The organism is Roseburia inulinivorans DSM 16841 (assembly GCF_000174195.1).
In the GTDB taxonomy this organism is placed as follows: Bacteria; Bacillota; Clostridia; order Lachnospirales; family Lachnospiraceae; genus Roseburia; species Roseburia inulinivorans.
On the sequence record NZ_ACFY01000003.1, the window covers coordinates 63,142 to 86,853 of the forward strand.

Genomic DNA, 23,712 nt, shown 5'->3' on the forward strand with positions numbered 1-23,712 from the left:
AATGGCAGATGTTGCGATCATAGGAGCAGGAAGCTGGGGGATCGCCCTTGCAAAAGTACTGCATACCAATGGAAATAAAGTGACAGTGTGGTCGATCGTGGAAGATGAGATTACCATGCTGAAAGAAAAACATGAGCATGTGCAGAAACTTCCGGGGGTAAAACTGCCGGAAGATATGGAATTTACGACAGATCTGGAATCTGCGGTTTCAGGTAAAGCATACCTGATCCTTGCAGTGCCGTCTGTATTCACAAGAAGCACAGCGAAGAGCATGGCGCCTTTTGTGAAAGAGGGACAGATCATCGTGTGCGTGGCTAAGGGAATTGAGGAAGAGACACTGATGCCGCTTACTGACATTGTGGAGCAGGAGATCCCGCAGGCAGAGGTTGCAGTGATGTGTGGACCAAGCCATGCGGAAGAAGTTGGAATCGGACTTCCAACTACGGTTGTAGCAGGAGCAAAAAAACGTGCTGTTGCAGAGGGAATCCAGGACATTTTCATGAACAACGTTTTCCGTGTGTATACAAGCCCGGATGTGCTTGGCATGGAACTTGGCGGTTCGTTAAAGAACGTGATCGCGCTTGCAGCCGGAATGGCAGACGGTCTGGGATATGGGGATAACACGAAAGCGGCACTCATCACCAGAGGAATGTTTGAGATGAACAAGCTTGCTGTGACGATGGGCGCAAAACAGGAGACGTTAAACGGACTCACCGGAATCGGTGATCTGATCGTGACCTGTGAGAGTAAACACAGCCGTAACCGCAAGGCCGGAATGCTGATCGGACAGGGTTACACCATGCAGCAGGCGATGGACGAAGTGAAAATGGTCGTAGAAGGTGTCTACTCTGCGAAAGCAGCGATCGCCCTTGCAAAAAAATACGGTGTGGATATGCCGATCATTGAGGAAGTCAACAAAGTATTATTTGAGGACAAACCGGCAAAAGAGGCGGTCAATGACCTGATGCTCCGCGATAAGAAAATGGAACATGGCAATCTTGGCTGGGAAGATTAAGAATGCAGGAGTTCCTTATAATTTGCAGGGAAAAACGTACGGAAGAATTAAGATTTAATTAAAAAATATATCTGACAGATTGTGCTAGAATGGAGAATATAAATGAAGATCAATATAAAAAAACTTGATGCGGATGCAGTACTCCCGACAAGGGGAAGCAGTCAGGCGGCAGGCTATGATCTGTATGCAAAAAGTTCTGAGGATACTGTGATTCCACCACACAAAACAGTGATGGTCGGCACAGGACTTGCGATGGAAATACCGGAAGGATATTTCGGTGCGATTTTTGCAAGAAGCGGTCTTGCCTCCAAGCAGGGACTGCGCCCGGCAAATTGTGTCGGAGTAGTGGATTCTGACTACCGGGGAGAATTTATGATCGCCTTACATAATGATACGGATGAGGAGCGTGTGATCGCCGGAAAAGAGCGCATTGCACAGATGGTCGTAATGCCGTATCTTTCTGTTGAGTTTGAGGAAGTAGAAGAATTGAATGAGACGGAGCGCGGGGAAGGCGGATTTGGTTCTACCGGAAGAAAGTAATATCCGGAAAATGCCGGAATAGTGGGGTTAAGGAGGTATTTTATTATGGAAAGCAGAATGGTAAAGTTTTATTCAAAAGAGAGCAACATGGTTGCAATTCATGCAATTCCGGGACATTTTGCAACCAGTCATTCCCATATCAATTACTATATTGATATCACAAGCTTGAAGACAAGAATTCAGGAGGCGAAAGAGGTTGCCCGTGTGCTGCATCAGAAGATCGGAAGAGTTTCCTATGTGGATACGATTGTATGTATGGACGGCACGGAGGTGATCGGAGCGTTTTTGGCAGAGGAATTTGAAAAAGAGGATATGGCATCTACGAACCGCCATGAGACAATTTATGTGGTTTCGCCGGAGATGAACAGCAATAACCAGCTCTTATTCCGTGATAATATCAAACCAAGTATCGCAGGAAAACATGTGATCTTATTATCTGCATCTACCACAACCGGAAAGACAATCCACAGAAGTCTTGAGGGAATCCGTTACTATGGCGGCGTGATCGAGGCAGTGGCCTCTGTGTTCAGCACGGTATCTGAGATGGATGGATTTGCGGTACACTCGGTGTTCCATGCAGAGGATCTTCCGGGATATGCGGCTTATTCCGCAGATGACTGTCCATTCTGTAAAAAAGGATCAAGCTGGATGCCGTGGTCAATGGATTCGGTTATTCTAAGTTATGATCAGAAATGAATGTATGGAATAAAAGATACAGGCAGGTTGCTTCGTCAATTTGACGGAAAAAGATGAAATATCAGTGCAATCTGACGAAGAAATCAAAAAACAGTCAAAATCACTGTGAGTTCCTACAAGAAATCGACAGATTCTTTGTGTAGGTAACATATGGCGTTTTTGGCTGTTTTTTTGTATAGTAAATATATCAAGAAACGAACAATTTATCAGGAGGTATTTACACCAATGGCAAGTTTATCATTAACAAATGTATGTAAAGTTTATCCTAACGGTTTTGAAGCTGTTAAGGATTTCAGCCTTGAAGTAGAAGATCAGGAGTTCATCATCTTCGTAGGACCATCCGGATGTGGTAAATCTACTACACTTCGTATGATCGCAGGTCTTGAAGAGATTTCTTCCGGTGAATTAAAAATCGATGGAAGAGTTGTAAACGACGTAGAGCCAAAAGACAGAGATATCGCAATGGTATTCCAGAACTACGCATTATATCCACATATGACCGTATTTGACAATATGGCATTCGGATTAAAATTAAGAAAAGTTCCTAAGGATGAGATCAAGAAAAAAGTAGAAGAAGCTGCTAAGATCCTTGATCTTGAGAAATTATTAGACCGTAAACCAAAGGCTTTATCCGGTGGACAGAGACAGCGTGTTGCTATGGGACGTGCTATCGTTCGTAATCCTAAGGTATTCCTTATGGACGAACCTCTTTCCAACCTGGATGCAAAATTACGTGTTCAGATGCGTTCTGAGATCGCTTCCTTACATAACAGATTAAAAGCTACTATCATCTATGTAACACATGATCAGACAGAAGCTATGACATTAGGAACCAGAATCGTTGTATTAAAAGATGGTGTTATCATGCAGGTTGATTCTCCACAGAAATTATACAATGAGCCTAACAACTTATTCGTAGCTGGATTCATCGGATCTCCACAGATGAACTTCATCGACGCTGTATGTAAAGTAGAAGGCGAGAGAGTAACTCTTAACTTCGAGAAGACATCTGTTGTCCTTCCTCCGGCAAAAGCTAAGAAATTGATCGATGGCGGATACAACGGAAAGACAGTTGTTATGGGTATCAGACCAGAAGATATCGGAGATTCCCAGATTGAGATCGAAGCTCACAAAGATGCAGTATTCGAGACAGACGTAACAGGATACGAGTTATTAGGTTCTGAAGTATTGTTATACTTCAATGTAGCAGGAACAGCCATGACAGCAAAAGTTGATTCTAGAACAACAGCTCGTATGGGTGATCATATCACATTAGCAATCGATCCAGAGAAGATTCACTGCTTCGACAAAGAAACAGAATTGACAATTACCAACTAATTCGGTAAAATTATATAAACTCAGTAGAACCGGGTGCAGCATTTGTACCCGGTTTTTCTTTGCAGACAATCATAAATCTGACTGTCGCAGTATCAGTGCGTCCAATGGAAAAATAATGATTGCAAAACAAACATGTGTTCTATATAATAAATAACGAAAGGAATGGAGCGTATGATATCAAACCATAAGATACAGACTGCTTTAGACGAGATCAAGGAGATTTCCAAGATTGATCTGGCATTATATTCAGAGAAAGGAAAACAGGTTGCGGCTACTTTTGAACCGGAAGGAGATATGGAAGAAGCGGTAACTTCATTTGCAACATCGATGGCAGAGAGCCAGATGTTGTCCGGTTGTCATTTCTTTAAAGTAATGGTAGAGGGTGAAGTGGAATATATTCTTTTGACAAAGTCATCCGCAGAAGATGCTTATATGGTAGGACGGTTGGCAGTCTGCCAGATAAGGAATCTTGCAGCCGCTTATATGGAGCAGTTTGACCGTAATAATTTTATGCAGAATATCCTGCTTGGAAATATGCTCGTGGTGGACATGTACAATAAGGCCCAGAAGCTGCATATTGAACAGGCAGAACGTGTTGTTTTCGTGATTGAGATTGACGGCAAGAAAGATGCAACCGCGATGGAGACAGTCAAGAATCTGTTCGTGACCAAGACCAGAGACTATGTGACAGAAGTGGACGAGCAGAGCATTGTCCTGATCAAAGATACCAGAGACATGAAAGAAGATGAAGAACTGCAGACATTGGCAAGAATGATCGTGGATAATATGCACACTGAGGCGATGGTGAAAGTGCGCGTGGGCTATGGAAACCATGTGCATAATCTGCAAGATATTGCCAAATCCTATCAGGAAGCCAAGATGGCGTTAGAAGTCGGAAGAATTTTTTATGCAGAGCGTGAGACGATTGCATACAGCCTGCTTGGAATTGGGCGTCTGATCTATCAGCTTCCGATGAGCTTATGTGAGATGTTTATTCATGAAGTGTTCGGGGATGAAGTGCCGGATATATTTAATGAAGAGATCAATACAACCATCCAGAAGTTTTTTGAAAATAATCTGAATATCTCAGAGACCGCCAGACAGTTATATGTGCACCGGAATACATTAGTATATCGTCTGGAACGTTTAGAGAAGGCAATCGGATTAGATATCCGTAAGTTTGATGATGCAATGACCTTTAAGATTGCGATGATGGTCATTGCACATATGAACCAGCAGAAGGTAGAAGAGTAGGGCAGATTTGAAAGAATATTATGAAATGAATCTGCAAGTTTGTGACAGAGCGCAGGAAAATGAATGAAGTGAGGTAAGAAATGGCAGGTTATGATGAGCACAGCATATCGGTTTTAGAAGGGTTAGAGGCTGTTCGGAAAAGACCGGGAATGTATATCGGAAGTGTTTCCAGAAAGGGATTGAACCACCTGATCTATGAGATCGTAGACAACTCTGTGGATGAGCATCTGGCAGGGGCATGTGATACGATCCATGTCACATTGGAGAAGAATGGTTCCTGTACGGTAGAAGATAATGGACGAGGCGTTCCGGTCGGAATGCACGCCAAAGGTGTTTCGGCAGCACGTCTTGTATACACAACCTTACACGCCGGCGGTAAGTTTGATGATTCCGCATATAAGACGAGTGGAGGGCTTCACGGAGTAGGTTCTTCCGTTGTCAATGCATTGTCTGTTTATATGGATGTGGAGATCAGCAGAGAGGGGTATATTCATCACGACCGCTATGAGAGAGGCGTTCCGGTTGTGGAATTGGAGAATGGATTGCTTCCTAAGATTGGCAAGACAAAAAAGACCGGAACCAAAGTAAACTTTCTTCCAGATCCGGAAATTTTTGAAAAGACGAGATTCAAAGAGGATGAGATCAAAAGCCGTATGCATGAGACGGCATATCTGAATCCGAAACTTACGATCATTTATGAGGACCGCCGTGGCGAGGAAGTCGAACATATCGTATATCATGAGGAAGATGGAATCCGTGGTTTTGTAAAGGATTTGAATAAAAATACGGAAGTGCTTCATGATGTCGTCTACTTTAAAGGGGAATCTGAAGGCATTACCGTGGAAGCTGCATTCCAGTACACGAATGAATTTCATGAGAATATCCTGGGATTCTGTAATAATATTTTTAATGCCGAGGGTGGTACACATATCACGGGATTTAAAACCGTATTTACAACCGTCATTAATTCTTATGCGAGAGAACTTGGTATTTTAAAAGAAAAAGATGTGAACTTCACCGGAGCGGATGTCCGAAACGGAATGACGGCAGTTGTTTCCATCAAACATCCTGATCCGAGATTTGAGGGACAGACAAAGACGAAATTAGATAATCAGGATGCGGCGAAAGCCACTGCAAAAGTGACCGGCGACGAGATTCAGTTATTTTTTGATAAAAACTTAGAGACATTGAAAACGGTCATCTCCTGCGCGGAAAAAGCGGCAAAGATCCGTAAGACCGAGGAGCGCGCCAAGACCAATCTGCTCACCAAGCAGAAGTTTTCGTTTGATTCCAATGGAAAGCTTGCAAATTGTGAGAGCAGGGACGCTTCCATCTGTGAAATCTTCATCGTCGAGGGAGATTCCGCCGGAGGTTCCGCAAAGACAGCGAGAGACAGAAATTATCAGGCAATCCTGCCAATCAGGGGTAAAATCTTAAATGTGGAAAAAGCAAGTATTGACAAGGTGTTAGCCAATGCAGAGATCAAGACCATGATCAATGCGTTTGGATGTGGTTTTTCCGAGGGATATGGAAACGATTTTGATATCACAAAACTTCGTTATGACAAGATCATCATCATGGCGGATGCCGATGTGGACGGAGCACATATCTCAACACTGCTTCTGACATTGTTTTACCGTTTTATGCCGGAACTTATCTATGAAGGACATGTCTATGTGGCAATGCCACCGCTTTACAAAGTCATTCCGGGCAAGGGCGAGGAAGAGTATCTTTACGATGATGCGGCTCTGGAAAAATACAGAAAAGCACATAAGGGAAGTAACTTTACCTTACAGCGTTACAAAGGTCTTGGTGAGATGGATGCCGAGCAGTTGTGGGAGACTACATTGAATCCGGCTACCAGAATGTTAAAGCGGATTGAGATCGAGGACGGCCGCATGGCTTCTGATATCACAGAGCTTCTGATGGGAAATGATGTTCCACCGAGAAAGACATTTATTTATGAACATGCGCATGACGCAGAACTCGACGTATAGTGCAGACGGTAAAAATGGCAGTAGATCATTGAAAAATCGTAAAGCAGATGACAAACATTTTGCAATGGTCTGTAGAATAACAGATAGAGAGGTTATATGATGCAGCAGGAAGAACAGATTATCCGTACCGAGTATTCGGAACTGATGCAGAAATCTTATATAGATTATGCGATGAGTGTTATTATCGCAAGAGCTTTGCCGGATGTCCGCGATGGCTTAAAACCGGTGCAGCGAAGAACTTTATATGATATGTACGAACTGGGAATCCGGTATGACAAGCCGTACCGTAAATGTGCGCGTATTGTCGGCGATACCATGGGTAAATATCATCCACATGGCGACAGTTCTATTTATGACGCACTTGTTGTCATGGCACAGGAATTTAAGAAAGGGTTGCCGCTTGTAGATGGACATGGTAACTTTGGTTCCATCGAGGGCGATGGCGCGGCTGCGATGCGTTACACGGAGGCGCGGCTGCAGAAAATCACACAGGAGGCATTTTTATCGGATCTGGATAAGGATGTCGTGGATTTTGTGCCAAACTTTGATGAGACAGAGAAAGAGCCGGAAGTTTTGCCGGTCAAGATCCCGAATCTCTTGGTGAACGGTTCCGATGGTATTGCGGTCGGTATGGTGACAAGCACACCACCGCACAATCTGGGTGAAGTGATCGACGGTGTGATCGCATACATTAAGAATCCGGATATCAATACCGAGCAGATGATGGAATATATTCCGGGGCCTGATTTCCCGACAGGAGGAATTATTGCCAATAAGGACGATCTGATCCAGATCTATTCCACCGGTATGGGTAAGATCAAAATCCGTGGAAAAGTGGAAGTGGAGCAGGTCAAAGGTGGAAAAGAGCGCATTGTTATCACTGAGATCCCATATACGATGATCGGTGCGAACATCGGAAAATTTTTGAATGATGTATACAGTCTCGTGGAGACCAAGAAAACAAATGATATCGTGGATATCACAAACCAGTCCTCCAAAGAGGGAATCCGTATTGTGTTAGAGCTTCGAAAAGGAGCCGATACGCAGAATCTCATCAATCTGCTGTATAAAAAGACAAAGTTAGAGGACACATTTGGTGTGAATATGCTGGCAGTTGCGGAGGGACGGCCTGAGACGCTGGGACTTGTGCCAATCATCCGTCATCATGTGAAGTTCCAGTATGAGCTTGCCACAAGAAAATATCAGACATTACTGAAAAAAGAATTAGACAAAAAAGAAATACAGGAAGGATTGATCAAGGCGTGTGATGTCATTGACCTTATTATTGAAATCCTTCGCGGAAGTAAGAATGTAAAAGATGCAAGAGCATGTCTGACCGATGGTGTGACGGACAATATCACCTTTAAATCGGCACAGTCAGAAAAAATGGCATCAGAGCTCCGTTTTACAGAGCGTCAGACCACGGCAATCCTGGAGATGCGTTTACAGAAGCTGATCGGTTTAGAAATCGAGGCATTGATGAAAGACCATGAGGATACGTTAAAGCATATCGCCGAGTATGAGGACATTTTGGAAAACCGTGCCACCATGGCGAAAGTGCTGATCAAAGAACTTCAGTCTTATAAGAAACAGTATGCGGTTCCGAGAAAAACTCTGATCGACAATCTTGAGGAAGCGGTTGTGGAAGAGAAGAAGATTGAGGAGATGGATGTGGTGTTCCTCATGGATCGCTTTGGCTATGCAAAAACGGTGGATGTCAGTGTCTATGAGAGAAATAAAGAGGCAGCGGATACGGAAAACCGTTACATCTTAACCTGTAAGAACACGGATAAAATCTGTATTTTTACAAACAAAGGACAGATGCATCTGTTGAAAGTGCTTGATCTTCCATATGGAAAGTTCCGAGATAAGGGAATTCCAATCGACAATCTAAGTAACTACGATAGTAGTGAGGAAAACTTTATATACATTATCAACCTCGGTGCGATCATTCACTCCAGATTATTATTTGGAACCAAAACAGCCATGCTTAAGATGGTTGACGGAAGTGAATTTGACGTGGCAAAGAGAACGACAGCCTCAACGAAGTTAAATGAGGATGATGAACTTCTGATCGTGCACGCAATGACAGGTGAGGAGACGGTTGTCATGCAGTCTGAGAAAGAAATGTTTTTGCGTATTGAGGCTTCCACAATCCCGGAAAAGAAAAAGGGAGCAGTCGGCGTGCGTGGCATGAAACTGAATGCAGGAGATGCATTGAGTAACATTTATGTGTTAGACGGCGAGAACGAGCAGACCGTTGAAGTAAAGGGAAAAGAGGTTGTCTTAAACAGACTTCGTGTTGGAAATCGTGACACCAAGGGAACGAAGCGTTAAATAAAACCAAAAGAAGTAAGGTGGGAAAATGAATTACGAGCAGGCAAGAGCGTATGCCGTAAATGTCAGCAGATCGGGAAGCATATTAGGACTTGATAGTATTGAAAATTTAATGCACGAGCTTGGGGATATACAGGAGCGGCTTAAGATCATCCACATTGCGGGAACGAATGGAAAAGGTTCTACCGGGGCTTATTTAGAGCGGGTACTCATAGAAGCCGGATACCGGGTAGGCAGATATAGTTCCCCGGCGGTGTTTGATCCGATGGAAGTGTGGCGGATCAATCTTCAGTCCATGAGCCACGAGGAGTATGCGGATATCATGGAACAGGTGAAGTGTGCCTGTGACCGCATGGTGGAAAAAGGTATGGAACATCCGACGATTTTTGAAGTGGAAACAGCGATGGCATTTTTGTATTTTTATCAGAAAAAATGTGATTATGTACTGTTGGAAGTTGGAATGGGCGGCAGAACAGACGCAACGAATCTGATCAAAAAGCCAGTGTGCTCCGTTATTACATCAGTCAGTATGGATCATATGCAATTTCTTGGAAATACACTGACCGAGATTGCACAGGCAAAAGCCGGCATTATCAAAAAAGATTGTCCGGTCGTGACCATCCTGCAAAAAGCAGAGGCAATGGAGGCGATAGAAGCAGAGGCAGAAAAACAGCATGCAAGGCTTTATACCGCCGATGTTTCCAAGGTAACGGTGGAAACCGAAACGTTAAAAGAGATCAGATTCGATCATCCGGGACTTGGAACGGTGACAACCCAGCTTACAGGGACATATCAGGTGGAAAACTGCTGTCTGGCGGTCACAGTGTTAAAGGAGGTTCTTGGAATTGCAGACCGGATCATTATAGACGGGATCAGAAATACCGTGTGGCCGGGCAGGTTTGAGATCATAGGAGAACAGCCGCTGTTTATCATAGACGGTGCGCACAATGAGGATGCGGCACTTCAATTAAGTGCGTCTGTGGAAAAATATTTTACAAACATTCCAATAACTTATATAATAGGTGTACTTGCAGATAAGGAACACAAAAAAGTGCTGGAGGCAATGCTGCCTTATGCGGGAGCTGTCTTTACGGTCACACCGGATAATCCGAGGGCGATGAGAGCGGAAGAACTTGCGTCCGAGGCAGAAGCAATCGTGGCTCGTCTGTGGAAAAAGAGAGCCGGAAAGCCGGAAAAAGTACAGGGCACAGAAAATAGTCCACAGGGAGCAGGAGGTATGGAACCGCTTCCGAAGGTCAGTGCATGCAGTTCCATGAAGGAAGCAGTGCAGCTGGCACTGGAACACACGAAAAAAGACGGCGTGATCCTTGCATTTGGCTCCTTATCTTATCTCAAAGAGATCAGGCAGATCATGCAGTCGGATTGATCGATAAAAGCGTACATAGGAATGCAGTATCGTACGTGGACCATATCATTTCAGTATCGGTAAAGAAGGAAAAAAGATGGATAAAAAGAAAATACAAGAGGGCGTAAAATTAATATTGGAAGGAATCGGGGAAAACCCGGACAGAGAAGGGCTTCTCGATACCCCTGACCGCATTGCCAGAATGTATGAAGAGATATTTGGTGGACTGACGCAGACCGCTGAAGAACCGCTGTCAAAGACATTTCATGTGAAAGACAATGCGATGGTTCTCGAAAAAGATATTACATTTTACTCGACATGTGAGCATCATTTTATGCCTTTTTACGGAAAAGCGCATATTGCGTATATCCCGGATGGAAAAGTCGTAGGTCTCAGCAAACTGGCAAGAACCGTGGAAGTGTATGCAAAGCGTCCGCAGATCCAGGAACAGTTGACGGCACAGATCGCAGATGCATTAATGGAATATTTAAAGCCACAGGGCGCAATGGTCATGCTGGAAGCAGAGCATATGTGCATGACGATGCGTGGTGTGAAAAAGCCGGGAAGCAAGACGGTAACATTTGTGACGCGCGGTGTTTTTGAACAGGATGAGAGGCTTCAAAGACAGTTTTTTGATCTGGTAAGAGCGTAAGATAAAGTCAGGAAAGGTTAAAAAAATGAGAATAGGCAGCAGGGATTTTGCAACAACAGGACATACTTATATTATGGGAATTTTAAATGTGACACCGGACTCTTTTTCCGATGGTGGAAAGTTCAATCAGATTGATGCGGCATTAAAGCACGTGGAAGAGATGATAGGAGACGGCGCAGATGTGATCGACATCGGCGGGGAATCCACAAGACCGGGATATACAAAGATTTCCGATGAGGAGGAGACAGACAGGGTGGTTCCGGTCATTGAGGCGGTGAAAAAAGAGTTTGAGATACCGATTTCTGTGGATACTTATAAAAGTGGCGTTGCAGAGGCCGCAGCGCAGGCAGGAGCCGATCTGATCAATGATATCTGGGGACTGAAATATGACGCGCGCATGGCAGAGGTCATTGCTAAATCAGGACTGGCGTGCTGTCTCATGCATAACCGGGACAATACTGAGTACCGGAATTTTATGGAGGACATGAAACAGGATCTTCGGGAGACGATCGCACTTGCCAAAGCAGCTGGAATTGCGGACGATAAGATCATCTTAGACCCGGGTGTTGGATTCGCAAAAAGTTATGAGAACAATCTGGAAGTGATCCGCCGCCTGAAAGAGTTCAATGAATTAAAATATCCGGTGCTGCTTGGCACCTCAAGGAAGTCTGTGATCGGATTGACACTCGACCTTCCGGCAGCAGAGCGTGTGGAGGGAACGATTGTCACAACGGTCATGGCGGTGGAAGCAGGCTGTATGTTTGTCCGTGTGCATGATGTAAAAGAAAATCACCGGGCAATTCAGATGGCAGAGGCAATCCTGGACAGGAAATAAGCAATTGCGGAATACCTGCTTTTTCAGGAGTTTTGCAGGCTTTAGATAACAGGAAGATGGAAGTGCTGAAAGGAAGTATCGGGATGACAGGAGATTTTATTAAAATAACGAATTTAAAAGTATTTGCACATCATGGGGTTTTTCCGGAGGAAACAAGGGATGGACAGGACTTTTACGTGAATGCAAAACTTTTTTTGGACTGCAGAAAAGCTGGAAAGACAGACAATCTGTCGGATTCTTTGAATTATGGCGAAGTCAGCCATTTTATCACAGATTTTCTACAGGATCATACATACAAATTAATTGAGAGCGTCGCAGAGCAGTTAGCGGAAGCGATGCTTCTTTCTATGCCGGTGTTAAAAGGAGTAGAGATTGAATTATGTAAACCGCATGCTCCGATCGGGCTTCCATTTGAAAATGTGTCGGTGACGATGAAACGGCAGTGGCATGAGGTGTATCTTGCGGTCGGTTCCAATCTTGGGGACAAGAATGCCTATATTGGGAATGGAATCGAGGAACTGCGCCGGATCAAAGAGATCAAAGAGGTCAGAGTGTCAGAACTTCTGGTGACAAAGCCTTACGGCGGAGTGGAGCAGGACGATTTTGTTAACGGGGCGATCGCATTAAAGACGCTGTTATCACCGCAGGAGCTGTTGGAGAAACTGCATGAGATCGAGCAGCACGCTAACCGGGAGCGTATCATTCACTGGGGACCTAGAACATTGGATCTTGACATTATTTTTTATGATAAGCTTGTGTACGAGGATGTGAATCTTATCATACCGCATATTGATATGCAGAATCGTGACTTTGTGTTAAAACCGCTGGCAGAACTTTGCCCGAATTACCGCCATCCGGTTTTTGGAAAAACAGTGTCGCAGTTACTTGGAGAACTGAAAGAGAGGTAATATGATAAAAGCAGTCTTATTTGATCTGGATGGTACGATCATTAACTCAGAAGAGGGAATTACAAAGTGTGTACAATATGCATTAAGCAGTTTTGGAATTGAGGAACCGGACCGGAAAAAGCTGTTGTGTTTTATCGGACCGCCGCTTGATCCTGTTTTCCGTGAAAAATACGGTTTTGATGCAGACAAGGCATGGCAGGCGGTATTAAAATACCGGGAGAGGTTTGATAAGACCGGTATTTTCGAGTGTGAATTATATGAGGGTGTCGCAGATACGATCCGCAAGTTAAAAGAAGCAGGCTGCGTCATCGCACTTGCTTCCTCCAAGCCGGAGACAGCGTGCAGACGTATTCTGGAACATTTTTCCCTGACACCGTATTTTGATGAGATTGTCGGTTCCACTTTAGATGGAAATATCAGCACCAAACAGCAGGTATTAGAGGAGCTTGGCAGACGGATGGAGCATATGCAGATCACAAAAGACCAGATGTGCCTGATCGGAGACACTGAGTATGACGTGATTGGAGCGGATCAGTTTGGAATCCGCTGTGTCGGCGTATCCTATGGATTTGGAAAAAGAGAACTGTTAGAGCGTGCAGGGGCATACTGTGTCTGCGACAACATGGCAGAGGTTGTGGAAGCACTGCAGCAGATGCGATAGAAAGGAAGATATCATGAAAACGACAGGCGGTTTTAAACTCTGGCAGATCATTTATCCGATTGGCATTTATTATGTTGTGTCGAGCCTTATGTACTTCGTGCTGGGACTTTTTCTGGGGGATGGGCAACAGACCTATATGCTGCGCCAGCTTATCTGCTCGGCTGCAACGATCCCGGCGACGATGAGTTTTTATAAGCAGGATAAAATTGCAGAGCAGGTTGTCTATGGAACTGAAAAAGAAAAATTGGATACAAAATGGCTCACAGACGCAGCTTTGGCTGTTGTGGGTGCAGCAACACTTGGCATTGCCGTGAATAACATCATTGCAATGACGCCGTTAGTGCAGATGTCGGAGGGGTTTCAGGAGGCAAACCAGTCCTTTTTTGCGGGAACGGTTGTGTTTGAACTGCTCGGTTCCTGCCTTGTGATTCCAATCGCAGAAGAATTGCTGTTCCGCGGTGTGGTGTACAAGCGTCTGAAGCTTTATTTTGGCGTGACACCGGCATTGATCGGTTCAGCACTTATCTTTGGTATCATGCATGTCAATCTGGTGCAGTTTTTGTATGCGGCGGTGATCGGATTGCTTCTTGCGTTTGTGTTGGAAAAAACAGGGAAGCTTTCCATGGCAGTTTTTGGGCATATTGCGGCAAATCTTGTGGCGGTGCTGCGGACGGAGACAGGATGGCTGGAGTTCAGTTTTTATCCGACGGTAAACGGCATTTTGTTTACGGTTGTGATGGCAGTGGCAGGAATAGCCGTTGTCAGCCTTTTTTACCGGAGAAAATAATTCGTTACATAAAAACGACATTTCATTACATATTCCATAAGAAAAGCTTATGAGCTGGTCGATATAAGATAAAGTACAGAGTATGGAGTGAAGAAAATGCCGAAAATTGCGATATGTGATGATGAACAGCCTATAAGAGAGTATTTAAAAAGTCTGACCGAAAAATGTATCCCGGATTCACAGGTTCGCCTGTTTGGCAGCGGAGAGGCACTGTTACGAGATCAGACATCCTTTGATGTGATCCTGCTGGATGTTTCCCTGCGTGGAGAAGATGGAAATCAGACGTTAAACGGCATGGAGACAGCCCGGAAAATCCGGGAGACATCCAATGCGATGATCATTTTTGTGACAGCGTTCAAAGAATATGTGTTTGAAGGTTATGATGTCGGGGCGTTTCACTATCTGTTAAAGCCGGTGGACGAGCACAAGTTTGCGGAAGTGATGCAGCGCGCCATGTGGCAGCTTGAGCGGGAAAAAGAGGAAATGTCCCTGTTGATAAAAGCAGATGGCAGTTATATGGAAGTTCTGGCAAAAAATATTTTGTATGCGGAGAACGAGGCGCGCAAGATTGTGCTGCACACGAAAAATATGCCGGAGAGCAGTTATACTTTTTATGAGAAAATGGAAGTGTTGGAGAAGCGGCTGGGAGAGGGTTTTTTCCGTTCGCACCGGGGATTTCTGGTAAATCTGCGGGAAGTGTACAAGTATGATGCGACCACGATACAGATGAAAAATGGTGACAAAGTTTATCTGGCAAAACAAAAGTATAACGATTTTGTCACGGCTTATATGAAATATCTGAGAAGCGCAGGATGAAAAGGACTGCAAAATAGCGGAAAAAAGCAAAAATCAGCGGAACATAGATCTGCTGATTTTTCATTACATAAAAGAGCCTGTTCGTTACAATTCGCTAAAATCAGAAAATGCCCGACCGATATACGGAGTAAAGAAAGGCAAAATGCATCGTTATGGTGCAGTTTTGGCAAGACATACAGGGAGGCAATAATATGCGAATTACAACACAAATGCTTGCACACTCAGCCGCAAAAAGCGGAATTCCATTTCAGCAGACAACACTGTTAGATATCCTGAACAAAAAGTCATCTTTTTCCGGTCTGCTGAACGGAGTGAATGCCAGTGCGGATGCAACGGCGATCGCAAAGAAAAAGAATTATTCGAAGCTGGAAGATATTTCGGGGAACCTGAACGGATATGCTTCTAGTCTTGTGGCAACAGATAAGAACTCCATTTATGACAGGGCAAAGGAAAGCGGCAGTACAAAGGATATTGTTTCCTCGGCAAAAAAAATGGTCGAGAGCTACAACGCAACGTTAAAACAGCTCAGGGAAACCGGGGATACTTTAAATGAGTTTTACAGACAGCAGTTAAAGGATATTCCTGCCGGGGACAAAGAGGCATTGAAGCGCATTGGTATCACACAGGCAAAAGACGGCAGTCTTTCCATTGACGAGAAAGTGTTACAGAGTGCAGATGCAGACACGTTAAAGAAAGTGTTGGATGGAGATACCGGGCTTGCTTCCAAGATCAGTTTTGTGAGCGGAAGAATCAGCCAGAACGCAGCGTCCAATGTTGTGAGCACATCGAGCCAGTATACATCGAACGGCTCTTCATTGCTGAGTGCACTTGAGACGAGTAAATACGATTTCTGGGGATAAAAAAGAAAATTGACAAATTTGCAGAGGAGATAAGACAGGAGAACTATTATGAGTGTTACGATCAACTTTTCCAAAAACACGTCCGCACCCTGGCAGTCAAATGCAAACATGTTAAAAAGCACGAGGGAAAAAATACAGAGACAGGAAGAGCGGGACGGAAAAATTGCTTTTTTTGAGACACAGAAGCAGAATCTCAAAAATCAGAAAGCGGATACAATCGAAGAAATTGCAAAAAAGCTGGAGAAGTTTCATACTTACGAGGATGAGATTGCGGCAGCAAAACAGGAGTACAACAGCTCACAGATGTTCCACATCTTAGATGAGGCAGAAGAGCGCGGAGAGCAGATGGCGAAAGCGGCTGAGAAATATAAGCCAAAGACCGAGGAAGAGCAGAAAAAGGAGGCTCAAGGCGAGGCAGCAGGAACAGACGGCAAAACCGATGATAAGGGTGTTTTATCCGAAATTATGGATGATATGTCGGAATCAATCGATGCGCAGGAAGGAAATCTGGAAACTACCGGACAGCTTTCAGAAGCAGAGTTACAGCAGAAATTGTCCGACGAGGAATTGCAGAAAAAACAACAGAGATATCAGCCGTTTGACGTGCGGGCATAATAAAAGCCGATATTTCACTGATGCCTGTCTTGGTTAGTGATCAGATAATCTACCATGTATCACAACTTTTTATTACAGAAAACAGAATATTAAAATCTGCCGTAACAAATAGTAATATTCTATACTCCGACAATTCAAACACAATTCCAGAAAAACACCTGAAGTGATATTTTATCACTTGAAAATCAAAAATTTTTTTATTATAAAACAAGGAAAGAATTGTTTGTATCCATATATTACAGTAAGAATATAACTATAATAGTATAAACAATACTGCTATAAATAATAAATATTCAAATTATCAGACAATATTGCAAAAAAATAGATAGACAGAAGTATCAAAAAGTTGTATATTAGAAAACAAGAAAAATAAAATAATTCATGAAGCAAAGGCGCTTAGATACCCAATCGATCATTGGGTTATTTGAGCGCCTCTTTTTATTACAACAATGAGATTGTCTGCAAAGCGGCAGTTTCAATCTGGATTAAGAAAGGAATTTGCGTATGAAAGAGCAACAGAAAGAAACATCTGCAAAAATGGTCACTCTGAACAAATTTGCACCAAAGGATTCCCAGACAAAAACAGACGGAATGTACGATCCGGCATTTGAACATGACAACTGCGGTATCGGTTCGGTTGTCAATATCAAAGGTATCAAGACACATGAAACCGTGGAGAATGCTTTGAAAATTGTTGAAAACTTAAAGCACAGAGCAGGAAAAGATGCAGAAGGAAAGACCGGTGATGGTGTTGGTATCCTTTTACAGATTTCTCATAAATTTTTTACGAAAGCCGTAAAACCGCTTGGTATTGAACTTGGTGGTGAGAGAGATTATGGTATCGGTATGTTTTTCTTCCCGCAGGATGAGTTGAAACGCAATCAGGCAAAGAAAATGTTCGAAGTCATTGTCCGGAAAGAGGGCATGGAATTTTTAGGATGGAGAGAAGTACCGATCGATCCGACAAAGCTTGGACAGAAAGCAATCGACTGTATGCCTTGCATTATGCAGGGGTTTGTAAAGCGCCCGAAGAATGTGGAAAAGGGACTTCCGTTCGACCGCAAACTGTATGTGGCAAGACGTGTGTTTGAACAGTCGAATGATGATACCTATGTTGTCTCTTTATCCAGCAGAACGATTGTATACAAGGGAATGTTCTTAGTAGAGCAGCTCCGCCTGTTCTTTGCAGATCTTCAGGACAAAGATTATGAATCTGCGATCGCAACCGTACACTCCCGTTTCTCTACGAACACAAACCCAAGCTGGGAGAGAGCACATCCAAACCGTTTTATCGTACATAACGGTGAGATCAACACGATCAAAGGAAATGCAGATAAGATGCTTGCCCGTGAGGAGACCATGGAGTCCGAATTTTTAAAGGGCGAATTACAGAAAGTGCTTCCGGTCGTCAACACCGAGGGTTCCGACTCTGCAATGCTTGACAATACGCTGGAATTCCTTGTAATGAGCGGCATGGATCTTCCGCTCGCTGTCATGATCTTAATTCCGGAGCCGTGGGCGAACAACAGCCTCATGTCCCAGAAGAAAAAAGATTTTTACCAGTATTACGCAACGATGATGGAGCCGTGGGATGGACCTGCATCCATTCTTTTCTCCGATGGCGATATTATGGGAGCGGTGCTTGACCGTAACGGACTCCGTCCTTCCCGCTATTACATTACAGATGACGATTACCTCATTCTTTCCTCTGAGGTCGGTGTACTTGACATTGATCCGACGAAAATCGTGGTAAAAGAGAGACTTCGTCCGGGAAAAATGCTTCTGGTAGATACCGTAAAGGGAAGAGTGATCGATGATGATGAGTTAAAAGAGACTTATGCAGGCAAACAGCCTTACGGTGAATGGATCGACCGCAACCTGTTAAATTTAAAAGATTTGAAAATTCCAAACCAGCGTGTGCCGGAATACACCAAGGAAGAGCGTCAGAGAATGCAGAAGGCATTTGGTTATACCTATGAATCTTTGAGGGATGCCATTTTACCGATGGCAAAAAATGGTGGTGAGGGAACGTCCGCCATGGGCATTGATACGCCACTTGCTGCACTGGCAACCGATCATCAGCCATTGTTTAATTACTTCAAGCAGTTATTTGCACAGGTTACCAACCCGCCGATCGACTCTATCCGTGAAAAAGTGGTGACTTCCACAACCGTATACATCGGAGAGGATGGCAACCTTCTGGAAGAAAAAGCCATTAACTGTCAGGTGTTAAAGGTCAATAATCCGATCCTTACGAATACCGATCTGATGAAAATTAAAAATATGAAAGTGGACGGATTTAAGGTAGAAGTAATCCCGACTACCTATTATAAGAGCACAAGCCTCGAAAAAGCCATTGAGCGTCTCTTCGTGGAAGCAGACCGGGCATACAGGGAGGGCGCAAACATTTTGATCCTGTCTGACCGTGGTGTCGACGAATACCATGTGCCGATCCCATCACTGCTTGCAGTGTCCGCCCTGCAGCAGCATCTGGTCAAGACAAAAAAGAGAACGGCAGTCGCCATGATCTTAGAGTCCGGCGAGCCGAGAGAGGTACATCATTTTGCAACACTGTTAGGTTATGGTGCCTGTGCGATCAACCCATATCTGGCACAGGATACCGTAAAACAGTTAGTGGATGAGCATATGTTAGACAAAGATTACTATGCGGCAGTGGATGATTACAATGCAGCGATCTTAAATGGTATTGTAAAGATTGCTTCCAAAATGGGTATTTCCACGATCCAGTCTTACGAAGGTTCCAAAATCTTCGAGGCGATCGGTATCGACTCTGACGTGATCGATAAGTATTTCACAAATACCGTGAGCCGCATTGGTGGTATTACATTAAAAGACATTGAAAATGATGTGAACGAATTACATTCTGCGGCATACGATCCGCTTGGTTTAGAGACTGACTTAACCTTAGACAGCAGGGGACGCCACAAAATGAGAAGTGGTGCAGACCAGCACCTTTACAATCCGGCAACCATCCATCTGTTACAGGAATCCACGAAACGTGGGGATTACAACCTGTTCAAACAGTACACGGAGCTTGTGGACAGTGAGGAAAAAGACGGCTGCATCCGTGGACTGATGGATTTCAATTATCCGAAAAAAGGTGTGCCGGTCGAGGAAGTGGAAAGCGTTGACTCTATCGTGACAAGATTTAAGACCGGTGCGATGTCCTATGGTTCTATCTCACAGGAAGCACATGAGACGCTTGCTATTGCGATGAACCGGCTTCACGGCAAATCAAACACCGGTGAAGGTGGTGAGGATTACGAGCGTATCGCAAGTAAAAATACCGCAGTGGACAGATGCTCCAAGATCAAGCAGGTCGCATCCGGACGATTTGGTGTCACAAGCCAGTACTTAGTCAGTGCGGAAGAGATCCAGATCAAGATGGCACAGGGAGCAAAACCGGGCGAAGGTGGACATCTTCCGGGCAAAAAAGTTTATCCATGGATTGCAAAGACAAGACTTTCCACACCGGGGGTATCCTTAATTTCTCCGCCACCACACCATGATATTTACTCCATCGAGGATTTAGAGCAGCTGATCTTTGATTTGAAAAACTCTAACAGAGCGGCAAGAATTTCCGTAAAACTTGTTTCAGAGGCAGGTGTCGGAACCGTTGCAGCGGGTGTTGCAAAAGCTGGCGCACAGGTTGTGCTGATCTCCGGTTACGATGGCGGTACAGGTGCTGCTCCGGCAAGTTCCATCCACAATGCAGGACTTCCTTGGGAGCTTGGACTTGCAGAGACACACCAGACTTTGATCATGAACGGACTCCGCAATAAAGTAAGGATTGAGACAGACGGAAAATTAATGAGCGGCCGTGATGTTGCGATCGCAGCGCTTCTCGGAGCAGAGGAATACGGATTTGCAACGGCTCCGCTTGTAACCATGGGATGTGTCATGATGCGTGTCTGTAACTTAGATACCTGTCCGGCAGGTATCGCAACACAGAATCCGGAATTAAGAAAACGTTTTGCAGGAAAACCGGAATATGTGGAAAACTTTATGAAGTTTATCGCAGAGGAACTCCGTGAATACATGGCAAAACTCGGCTGCAGAACCGTGGATGAGATGGTTGGACGAAGCGACCTCTTAAAAGTCCGGGAAGATCTGACCGGACGTGAGAAAGAGATCGATCTTTCCAGAATTTTAAACAACCCATATGCAGGACCGAAGGAGAAAGTAACCTTTGATCCAAAACATGTATATGATTTTGAACTGGAAAAATCAAAAGACGAGACGGTACTTTTAAAACAGCTTGGCTCTGCACTTGCAAACAAACAGCGCAGAAGCATTGATGTGGAAGTGACGAACACAGACCGTTCCTTCGGTACGATTTTTGGTTCCGAGATAACAAAAAAATATGGAACCGGCTTAGAGGAAGATACATTTGTAGTTAAATGTACCGGTGCAGGTGGACAGAGTTTTGGTGCGTTCATTCCAAAAGGACTGACCTTAGAGCTTGTAGGCGATTCCAACGACTACTTTGGCAAGGGACTTTCCGGTGGTAAATTAGTGGTTTATGCCCCGGCAGGTGTAAAATACAAAAAAGACGAGAATATCATCATTGGTAACGTAGCCCTTTATGGTGCAACGAGCGGAAAAGCATTCATCAGCGGTGTGGCAGGCGAGCGTTTCTGCGTGCGTAACTCAGGCGCTTCCGCAGTTGTAGAAGGTGTCGGCGACCATGGCTGTGAGTATATGACAGGCGGACGTGTCGTAGTTTTAGGTAAAACTGGCAAAAATTTTGCGGCTGGTATGAGCGGCGGTATCGCTTATGTGTTGGATGAGGATAACGACCTTTACACCCGCATGAACAAAGAGATGGTATTTTCTGAGGAAGTATCCAATAAATACGATGTTATGGAATTAAAAGACATGATCAAAGAGCATGTGGCATTTACCAATTCCGAAAAAGGTAAGGAAATTCTGGATAACTTCAGTGAGTATCTGCCGAAATTTAAGAAAGTAATCCCGTATGATTACAACCGTATGCTGATGGCTATCGTTCAGATGGAGGAGAAAGGTCTCTCATCCGAACAGGCACAGATCGAAGCATTCTATGCGAATACGAGAGGTTGATCGTCAGTAGGGAATACGAAAAGAAAATGGAGGAAATATCATGGGAAAACCAACCGGATTTATGGATTATAAAAGAGAGACATCGGTGAGTGAAGCACCATTGGAGCGTATCAGAAATTTTAACGAATTCCACACACCACTGTCAAAGGAAGAACAGCAGATACAGGGCGCACGCTGCATGAACTGTGGCGTTCCCTTCTGTCAGGCGGGAATGAATATCATGGGAATGACGAGCGGATGCCCGTTACATAACCTTGTCCCGGAGTGGAACGATCTTGTATACACAGGGAACTGGGAGCAGGCATACAACCGTCTGAAAAAGACGAACAACTTCCCGGAGTTCACATCAAGGGTATGTCCTGCACTATGCGAAGCAGCATGTACCTGCGGACACTGGGGGGATGCCGTTACCTGTAAGGAAAACGAACATGGCATTATCGAGAACGCTTATGAACAGGGCTATGCGAAAGCAAAACCACCGAGAGTCCGCACAGGAAAGAAAGTCGCAGTCATTGGTTCCGGTCCTGCCGGACTTGCAGTGGCAGACCAGCTGAATAAGCGCGGACACCTTGTAACCGTATACGAGCGCGATGACAGGGTGGGTGGACTGTTGATGTACGGAATCCCGAATATGAAACTGGAAAAATGGGTGATCGACCGCAAGGTTTCCATTATGAAGGAGGAAGGCATTACATTTGTCACAAATACGAATGTCGGCAAAGATGTCAAAGCTGCAAAATTGTTAAAAGAATATGACAGGGTCGTTCTGGCATGTGGAGCCAAAAATCCAAGAGATATCAAGGCGCCGGGCAGAGATGCGAAAGGTATTTATTTTGCAGTGGATTTCTTGAAAGCTACCACAAAAAGCCTTTTGGATTCTGAATTGAAAGACAATCAGTACATTTCTGCAAAAGGAAAAAGAGTGGTCATCATCGGTGGCGGTGACACCGGAAATGACTGTGTGGGCACATCCATCCGTCACGGCGCAGCCAGTGTGACACAGCTTGAGATGATGCCGAAAGCGCCGGATACGAGAGCGGAGAACAATCCGTGGCCGGAGTGGCCAAAAGTCTGCAAGACAGATTATGGTCAGGAGGAGGCGATCGCAGTATTCGGACATGACCCACGTATCTATCAGACCACGGTAAAAGAATTTCTGAAAGATAAAAATGGAAATCTCTGTGGACTTGTCACGGTGAAATTAGAGAGCAAAAAAGACGAGAAAACAGGCCGTATGATGATGGCAGAAGTACCGGGTTCCGAACAGAAAATGGATGCAGACCTTGTACTGATCGCAGCCGGATTCTTAGGAACAGAAAACTATATCGTAAGCGCATTCGGTGTGGACTTAAATGCCAAAACAAACGTCGCAACCGCTGAGGGAGCTTATGCAACCAATGTGAAAAACGTCTTCACCGCAGGAGATATGCACAGAGGACAGTCACTTGTCGTATGGGCAATCCGCGAAGGACGTGAAGCAGCAAGAGAAGTGGATGAAAGTCTGATGGGATATTCATATTTGTCGGTGCAGTAAAACTAAATTATCATTTGTATGTCATTGTCTCAATTTTTTTAGATTATGTAAATTGCATATGATGACAATTTCATATAGTAAAATAGAACTGTTAGTTTTCAGAATTGACTTCTTTATAATTTTGAAAACATAGCAGTTCTTTTTTGTTCTGTTTTCTGCTGTTGAGGGGAGTTGCATTGGGAAAATATTTTTGTTAAAATTAATCCATTAATGAGAAAGGTGAATGTGAAAATATGGAAATACAAATCATTGTTATGAGCATTTTATCATATTTGATTTTATTTAATTGTAGTTTAACATTTCGACTTAATCTTAAAAATAATATAGTGATTACAGCTATGCTTGTGTTTAATATAGTGCTTATTAGGGAATATATAGGTAGTCTATTTGTAATACCA

Annotated in this window: 18 protein-coding genes; all 18 read left to right on the forward strand. The window is 44.2% G+C overall.

Annotated elements, in window-relative coordinates; genetic code table 11:
- Position 1: 1 nt before the first annotated feature.
- The 18 genes from ROSEINA2194_RS00370 to ROSEINA2194_RS00455 all read left to right on the forward strand — a co-directional run bounded on the left by ROSEINA2194_RS00370 (position 2) and on the right by ROSEINA2194_RS00455 (position 23,314).
- Positions 2–1,015 (forward strand): NAD(P)H-dependent glycerol-3-phosphate dehydrogenase, encoded by a 1,014-nt coding sequence (locus tag ROSEINA2194_RS00370; protein ID WP_007882038.1) that lies wholly within the window; start codon positions 2–4, stop codon positions 1,013–1,015.
- Positions 1,016–1,117: 102 nt separating this feature from the next.
- The gene (gene dut / locus ROSEINA2194_RS00375; protein ID WP_007882039.1) at positions 1,118–1,555 is read left to right on the forward strand and encodes a dUTP diphosphatase; all 438 of its coding nucleotides are present in this window, start codon (positions 1,118–1,120) and stop codon (positions 1,553–1,555) included.
- 45 nt (positions 1,556–1,600) lie between these two features.
- Positions 1,601–2,251 (forward strand): phosphoribosyltransferase, encoded by a 651-nt coding sequence (locus ROSEINA2194_RS00380; RefSeq protein ID WP_007882040.1) that lies wholly within the window; start codon positions 1,601–1,603, stop codon positions 2,249–2,251.
- 225 nt (positions 2,252–2,476) lie between these two features.
- Complete coding sequence (locus ROSEINA2194_RS00385; protein ID WP_021923234.1) at positions 2,477–3,589, forward strand: ABC transporter ATP-binding protein; 1,113 nt, start codon at positions 2,477–2,479, stop codon at positions 3,587–3,589.
- A 171-nt stretch (positions 3,590–3,760) separates the two neighbouring features.
- Positions 3,761–4,843: a PucR family transcriptional regulator gene (locus tag ROSEINA2194_RS00390; protein WP_044926664.1), complete on the forward strand. Its 1,083-nt coding sequence runs from the start codon at positions 3,761–3,763 to the stop codon at positions 4,841–4,843.
- Between the two features lie 80 nt (positions 4,844–4,923).
- On the forward strand, positions 4,924–6,840 hold the full coding sequence (locus ROSEINA2194_RS00395) for a DNA gyrase/topoisomerase IV subunit B (protein WP_007882044.1): 1,917 nt from the start codon (positions 4,924–4,926) through the stop codon (positions 6,838–6,840).
- A 96-nt stretch (positions 6,841–6,936) separates the two neighbouring features.
- Positions 6,937–9,177 carry a DNA gyrase/topoisomerase IV subunit A gene (locus ROSEINA2194_RS00400; protein WP_007882049.1) on the forward strand — a complete coding sequence of 747 codons (2,241 nt, stop codon included), beginning with the start codon at positions 6,937–6,939 and terminating at the stop codon, positions 9,175–9,177.
- Between the two features lie 28 nt (positions 9,178–9,205).
- Positions 9,206–10,564, forward strand: coding sequence for a bifunctional folylpolyglutamate synthase/dihydrofolate synthase (locus ROSEINA2194_RS00405; RefSeq protein WP_007882052.1), 1,359 nt, complete (start codon positions 9,206–9,208; stop codon positions 10,562–10,564).
- Positions 10,565–10,640: 76 nt separating this feature from the next.
- Positions 10,641–11,195 carry a GTP cyclohydrolase I FolE gene (folE, locus tag ROSEINA2194_RS00410; RefSeq protein ID WP_007882056.1) on the forward strand — a complete coding sequence of 185 codons (555 nt, stop codon included), beginning with the start codon at positions 10,641–10,643 and terminating at the stop codon, positions 11,193–11,195.
- A 25-nt stretch (positions 11,196–11,220) separates the two neighbouring features.
- Entirely contained in the window at positions 11,221–12,030 is an 810-nt protein-coding gene (gene folP, locus ROSEINA2194_RS00415) for a dihydropteroate synthase (protein ID WP_007882058.1), read from the forward strand.
- A 56-nt stretch (positions 12,031–12,086) separates the two neighbouring features.
- The gene (gene folK / locus ROSEINA2194_RS00420; protein WP_007882059.1) at positions 12,087–12,938 is read left to right on the forward strand and encodes a 2-amino-4-hydroxy-6-hydroxymethyldihydropteridine diphosphokinase; all 852 of its coding nucleotides are present in this window, start codon (positions 12,087–12,089) and stop codon (positions 12,936–12,938) included.
- Position 12,939: 1 nt separating this feature from the next.
- Positions 12,940–13,599 (forward strand): HAD hydrolase-like protein, encoded by a 660-nt coding sequence (locus ROSEINA2194_RS00425; protein ID WP_007882060.1) that lies wholly within the window; start codon positions 12,940–12,942, stop codon positions 13,597–13,599.
- Between the two features lie 13 nt (positions 13,600–13,612).
- Complete coding sequence (locus ROSEINA2194_RS00430; RefSeq protein ID WP_007882061.1) at positions 13,613–14,386, forward strand: CPBP family intramembrane glutamic endopeptidase; 774 nt, start codon at positions 13,613–13,615, stop codon at positions 14,384–14,386.
- Positions 14,387–14,482: 96 nt separating this feature from the next.
- On the forward strand, positions 14,483–15,202 hold the full coding sequence (locus tag ROSEINA2194_RS00435; RefSeq protein ID WP_007882062.1) for a LytR/AlgR family response regulator transcription factor: 720 nt from the start codon (positions 14,483–14,485) through the stop codon (positions 15,200–15,202).
- A gap of 191 nt (positions 15,203–15,393) precedes the next feature.
- Positions 15,394–16,062: a hypothetical protein gene (locus ROSEINA2194_RS00440; protein WP_044926666.1), complete on the forward strand. Its 669-nt coding sequence runs from the start codon at positions 15,394–15,396 to the stop codon at positions 16,060–16,062.
- 48 nt (positions 16,063–16,110) lie between these two features.
- Positions 16,111–16,677: a hypothetical protein gene (locus tag ROSEINA2194_RS00445; protein WP_007882064.1), complete on the forward strand. Its 567-nt coding sequence runs from the start codon at positions 16,111–16,113 to the stop codon at positions 16,675–16,677.
- Between the two features lie 537 nt (positions 16,678–17,214).
- Positions 17,215–21,780 carry a glutamate synthase large subunit gene (gene gltB / locus ROSEINA2194_RS00450; RefSeq protein ID WP_044926685.1) on the forward strand — a complete coding sequence of 1,522 codons (4,566 nt, stop codon included), beginning with the start codon at positions 17,215–17,217 and terminating at the stop codon, positions 21,778–21,780.
- A 40-nt stretch (positions 21,781–21,820) separates the two neighbouring features.
- The gene (locus ROSEINA2194_RS00455) at positions 21,821–23,314 is read left to right on the forward strand and encodes a glutamate synthase subunit beta (RefSeq protein ID WP_007882070.1); all 1,494 of its coding nucleotides are present in this window, start codon (positions 21,821–21,823) and stop codon (positions 23,312–23,314) included.
- Positions 23,315–23,712 lie beyond the last annotated feature (398 nt).